General features: G+C 48.8%; 4 protein-coding genes and 1 pseudogene. All 5 read left to right on the top strand.

Annotation, left to right across the window (positions count from 1 at the left end; all coding sequences use genetic code 11):
* A pseudogene (locus VIM72_RS18670) lies at positions 1-966 on the top strand (SusC/RagA family TonB-linked outer membrane protein); the annotation flags it as partial.
* 24 nt (positions 967-990) lie between these two features.
* Positions 991-2,970, top strand: a complete 1,980-nt coding sequence (locus VIM72_RS18675; RefSeq protein ID WP_332004342.1) for a RagB/SusD family nutrient uptake outer membrane protein — start codon at positions 991-993, stop codon at positions 2,968-2,970.
* A 44-nt stretch (positions 2,971-3,014) separates the two neighbouring features.
* Positions 3,015-4,226 (top strand): DUF5000 domain-containing lipoprotein, encoded by a 1,212-nt coding sequence (locus tag VIM72_RS18680; protein WP_332004343.1) that lies wholly within the window; start codon positions 3,015-3,017, stop codon positions 4,224-4,226.
* Between the two features lie 29 nt (positions 4,227-4,255).
* A complete protein-coding gene (locus tag VIM72_RS18685; RefSeq protein WP_332004344.1) occupies positions 4,256-5,461 on the top strand; it encodes a DUF4998 domain-containing protein in 1,206 nt (401 codons plus the stop codon).
* Between the two features lie 127 nt (positions 5,462-5,588).
* Positions 5,589-5,816: a UPF0175 family protein gene (locus tag VIM72_RS18690; protein WP_332004345.1), complete on the top strand. Its 228-nt coding sequence runs from the start codon at positions 5,589-5,591 to the stop codon at positions 5,814-5,816.
* The last annotated feature ends 13 nt before the right edge of the window (positions 5,817-5,829 follow it).

Genomic DNA, 5,829 nt, shown 5'->3' on the forward strand with positions numbered 1-5,829 from the left:
GACCTTACCGTGTTTAAAGACCTTACCATCACCGTAGACGCCTATGAGCAAAACCGTTCCAACATCCTCATGGTAAGAAGCACCGTGCCCAGCTCAATGGGGTTGCAGGCCAACATTTCTTCCAATGCCGGAAAGGCTTACAGCCGCGGAGTTGACCTCGTGGCCGATTACCGTAAAACGTTTAATAATTCCCTCTGGGTGCAGGCACGCGGTACTTTTACCTATGCCAAAAGTAAACTGCTGGTAAACGAAGAACCACAATACGCGGAAAATAATAAGAACCTGTCTAAAGTAGGCAACTCGCTGGGGCAGATCTATGGCCTGATCGCAGAAAAACTGTTCATTGACCAGGCCGAAGTAAATAACTCTCCCGTACAGTATGGCAGCATCATGGGTGGAGATATTAAATACCGGGATGTAAATGGAGATGGAAAAATTACCGATGCCGATTATGTGCCGATCGGGTATCCTACCACACCGGAAATTATATATGGTGTTGGTTTCTCTGTTGGATATAAAAATTTTGACCTGAGCACTTTTTTCCAGGGCTCCGCCAGATCTTCCTTTATCATTAACGCTGCCAATACTACTCCTTTTTATCTCAACGGCGGTAACCAGAATGGCTTGCTGCAGGTGATTGCAGACAGTCACTGGTCGGAAGACAACCGCGATTCCTATGCTTTCTGGCCCAGGCTAAGCAATACCATCTCTCAGAACAACACCCAAACATCCACCTGGTGGTTAAGGGACGGTTCCTTCTTACGCATGAAATCAGCAGAGATCGGGTATAACCTTACCGGCCCTCTTCTGAAGAAACTACGCCTCACCAGCGGGCGCATTTATGCCAATGGGTTGAATTTATTCAGCATCAGCGCCTTTAAACTATGGGACCCCGAAATGGGCGCATCAGGATTGGGATACCCTGTTCAGCGGGTGTATAACATCGGGGTAGCGGTTGGTTTCTAACATTCAAAAAAAGCATTAATTCATATGAACGATACTAAGTTTAACAGCCATCGCCTGGCAGGAACACAGGCCTCTAACAGCCAGCATCATGTTGCCCGTTCCATCCTCTTCCTGCTCATCATGATCCTTTCCGGAACTGCCTGTAAAAAGCCTTTCCTGGATGTAGTGCCGGATAATGTGGCCACTATCGACAATGCCTTTACTTCCAAAACAGAAGCTGAAAAATATTTGTTTTCCTGTTATGCCTACATGCCTGTTAATTATGATCCTACTTATAACGTGGGGCTATCGGCCAGCGACGAGGTATTTGTGCTGGACCCCACGAATAATATCAGGTCTACCAATGTATTAAGACTGGATTACGGAGATCAGAATACCTCTGATCCCATCGCCAACTACATGACCGGCGACAGGGATGGCGTGGCCTGCTATAAGGCCATCAGGGATTGTAACATCTTTCTTGAAAATGTAGGAAATCAAAGTAAAGTGGCGGATCTCGATATTGATACAAGAACCAGGTGGATAGCGGAAGCCACCTTCCTGAAAGCCTACTATCATTTTCTTATGTTCAGGGCCTATGGCCCTATACCGGTGATAGACAAAAACCTGCCTATCAGCGCTTCTATCGATGAGATGTATGTTAAACGCCAACCGGTAGACTCCGTGGTAAACTATATCGCCGGTTTGCTCGATGCCGCAGCAGTAAACCTGCCGGTGAGCATTGCCAATATCTCCTCTGAATTAGGGCGCGTTACCAGGCCCGCCGCATTAAGCTTAAAGGCCAAATTACTGGTAACAGCCGCCAGCCCTTTATTCAACGGCAACTCTGACTACGGCGCCTTCAAGAACAAAGACGGGGTACAGCTTTTCAATACTACTTTCAGCGCCGCCAAGTGGCAACGTGCCGCCGATGCATGTAAAGCGGCTATTGACCTCTGCACGGCGCAGGGAATCCGCCTGTATACTTTTCCTGAGCAAACCATACCGTTAAGCGCTACCACCATGACGCAGATGAGCGTCCGCAACTCCATGAGCGAGCCATGGAACAGTGAATTGGTTTGGGGCTCTACCAGCGGTGTTTCCTGGGGATGCACCTTCCTGCAACGCTGCGGTATAGGGCAGTTCGACTTCCCCAATGCAGTGGCCTCAAAAACCGCAGGGCACCCGTTACTGGGCCCCACCATCAAGATGGCCAAAATGTTTTATACACAAAACGGCGTTCCTATCGATGAAGATAAGACCCTCGACTTTTCAAACATCGCGGCATTGCGGGTGGCTACCCATGCCGAAAGGTTTAACATCAAAGAAGGAGAAACCACCGCCCGTTTAAATTTTGACCGGGAACCAAGATATTACGCCGATCTGGGCTTCGACAGGGGCATCTGGTATATGGCCAACAGCCCGTCGAAAAACGATGAAAATACATTCTGGCTCATGGCCCGCGGCAGTGAGCTGAGCCAGTCTTCCCCGGTACCTATTGCAGGTTTTTATATGAAGAAGGTAGTGAACTGGCATATGGACTGGAACACGGTCACCTATCCTCCTTATCCCTATCCTGAAATACGGCTGGCAGACCTGTACCTGCTCTATGCGGAAGCACTGAATGAAGTACAGGGCCCCGGAGAAGATGTATATGATTATGTTAACAGGATCAGGGCCAGGGCCGGTTTGCAAACCGTACAAAGCTCATGGTCCAACTACAGCCGCAACCCTTCCAAATACACTACCAAAGAAGGAATGCGGGCCATCATCCAACGGGAAAGGGCCATTGAGCTTTGCTTTGAAGGACATCGTTACTGGGACCTGTTGCGCTGGAAAACCGCTGCACAGGAGCTAAGCGGCAACATTACCGGCTGGGTGGTCAGTGGTCAGACCGCAGAATTGTACTACCGCGAAATTTCCTTTCTCTCCAGGCATTTCGTAGCTCCGCGCGATTACCTGTGGCCGATAAAAGAAAATGACCTGCTGGTGAATCCCAACCTGGTGCAAAATCCCAACTGGTAAGCTGCACAGCGTACAGATGTCTTTTAACATTAAATCATTAAGAAGTGAGAACAATAAAATCAAATACGATCTTATATACAGCGTTTTCCCTGGCATTGATGTCAGGCTGTAAAAGAGAGGAACTGAATAAAGCCATGGTCACCAATACCAATCCACCAGGCGTGGTAACCGGTATAACTGTGACGAACGCCAATGGAAAATCAGTGATCACCTATTCTCTTCCTTCCGATCCGGATCTTTCCTATGTAAAGGCCGTGTATGAAACTTCTCCCGGGCATCCTGCGGAGGTAAAAGCTTCCCACTATGAAAATAGTCTGACGGTAGAAGGTTTCGGAGATACGCTGGCCCACGTCATTAAGCTCTATTCCGTAAACTCCAGCGAAGTTTCCTCCCCCGCGGTTGCTGTTACGGTGAATCCCCTCACACCCGCTATCAATCTTGCGTACAGGTCACTCGTAGTGGAAGCGACCTTCGGGGGATTCAATCTTACCTGTAACAATCCTACGCTGGAAAACCTGGCGATCATCCCGCTGGTGGATTCTTCCGGCACCGGCAAATGGGTGCAAACAGTGGGGATGGACAATGTATACAGCAATGACCCCGTGATCAAAAGCGCCGTGAGAGAGCAGCCCGCTATCAAAAGAAATTATGCTTTTGTGGTGAGGGACCGGTGGATGAATTTTTCAGATACGCTCTTTGTATCGCTCACTCCATTTTTTGAAATGCTGTTGCCAAAGTCGGAATGGAGCAATTATGTATTGCCCAAAGATGCAGATATCCTGAATAACGGTGGTCGTACGGATGTGCCGTACATATACGACGGCGACTTCCACCCCGGATGGCCGCGCTGCCTGTTTACCGTAGAACAGGCCGGCAGTCCGCAAATGGTAACGCTGGACCTGGGCAAAGCCCATATCTTCAGCCGTATGCAGGTAAATCCATATAAAGAGCTTGGCGACAATTACTACGTAAGAGGTAATGTGAAAGACTTTGAAATATGGGCGTCTAATAGTCCCAGTCTTAGCGGCAACCTGGATGAAAGCTGGACCAAACTCACTACCTGTCACGTGGTAAAGCCCTCCGGCTCCCCTTATGCTACGGAAACCGCTTCCGATCAGACACTGGCTTACAACGGCTGGCAGTTTGACTTCCCGGCCGGGCAAACCGCTTACCGCTACATCAGGATAAGGAGCTTGTCGAACTGGCAGGGATCTTACTTTATCAATATCGCGGAGTTCACATTATGGGGGAACTAGTTATCATCAATCAACGAAATTCAAAAGAAATGAAACAGCATCAACTTACAGCTTCCTGTATATTACTGGCGCTGGTGTTTATCATAAGCGCCTGCACAAAAATGGATGAATACAGGGATCAATATATGGCCGGCGGCGCAATCGTCTATCCCGGTAAAATGGACTCTGTAAAGGCGTTTTCCGGTAAAAGCAGGGTAATGATCACCGGTCTTTTTACCTCCGACCCCAAGATCACTGCCTACAAAGTATTCTGGAACAGCCGCCAGGATTCCGTTGAAGTAGCAGTTAAAAGAACAGCCGGTGTAGATACCCCAAAAGTGATCATCTCCGATCTGCCCGAAGGACTGATGAACTTTGAGATCAGGACCTATGATGCCGCCGGTCATGTTTCTATCCCGGTCAATACTTCGGCCAACGTATTCGGGCAGCTGTATGAAACTGCGCTCATTAACCGGGGTATCTCCAATGCGGAGATACAGCCCGACGGTTCGGCGCTGATCAACTGGGTAGATGTGAATGCAGATGCAGGCGTGGTAAACATGCGGATTAAGTATGAAGACAATGCCGGTAAGCTGCATGATACCCTGATCGTATCTGCTAATACCTCTTTCAGCACCTCATTGCCTGCTTTCAAATCAGGCAGCGGTATCAGTTACCGGACGGCTTACCTGCCTAATCCTACCGCGTTCGATACTTTTTACGTGGCCTTCCAGGATCATAGCGTAAAAGCGGATGTAACGGCTCAATACCTGCAAAATACCGGTCCTTTTGTAAGGGCCACCTACGATGGCGGCAGATGGGGCACCCTGGCCGCCCCCTGGATCACCAGCCCCAACGTGATGAACCACTCCGGTTTTGGCGGTTATGCGGCTGATGCCGGTGGTTGCCTGGTAATGGAATCCGGATGGAGCGGCACCGCTAATATCATCAATGGCAAAATATACCAGACCGTCACTTTACCTGCGGGAAACTATATTTTCCTGGTAAACTGCTACACCGAAGCGCTTGACCCGGTATACGTGGTGGCTGCCACCGGCAATACGCTACCGGATGTAAGCAACCTTTCCGATGCAGCAGGGTACATTGCATTTCCTGCCACGAGGTCTGCGAGTTATACCGTACAGTGCCAGTTCAGCATTACGCAGCCACAGGCCGTTTCATTGGGCTTTGTAGCCACCATGACCTCCGGTAATCAATACTGGCGCGTGCCTTCCGTGAAGCTGATAAAAAACTGATCCTTTGCATATCCTATGCCTGCCGGAAAGCCCGTTCCGTTAGCGAACGGGCTTGCTTATATTGAGCTGACTACAAAAAGGGATATCTTCGAGCTGGACGTAGAATTGAATTCCTTATCTTTGTTCTATGAGTACCATAACACTGCACATACCTGATACATTTGAGCTGGATGAAAGAAGTACACTGCGCTTTCTGGCAGCCAAACTTTATGAATCTGGTAAACTTTCTTTAGGACAGGCTGCGGAGCTGGCAGGATTGTCAAAAACTACATTTGCAGAGATATTGGCAGATTTTGATGTTCCATTCATCAATTATTCACTGGAAGATATTCTTCGTGATGCAGGGAACATATAAAGCAATTATTGCC

Origin of the sequence: Chitinophaga sp. (assembly GCF_036569185.1) — a bacterium.
GTDB lineage: Bacteria > Bacteroidota > Bacteroidia > Chitinophagales > Chitinophagaceae > Chitinophaga.

Coding starts and splice junctions, on each gene's coding strand:
- VIM72_RS18675 (WP_332004342.1), top strand. CDS start 991: ATGAACGATACTAAGTTTAACAGCCATCGCCTGGCAGGAACACAGGCC.
- VIM72_RS18685 (WP_332004344.1), top strand. CDS start 4,256: ATGAAACAGCATCAACTTACAGCTTCCTGTATATTACTGGCGCTGGTG.
- VIM72_RS18690 (WP_332004345.1), top strand. CDS start 5,589: ATGAGTACCATAACACTGCACATACCTGATACATTTGAGCTGGATGAA.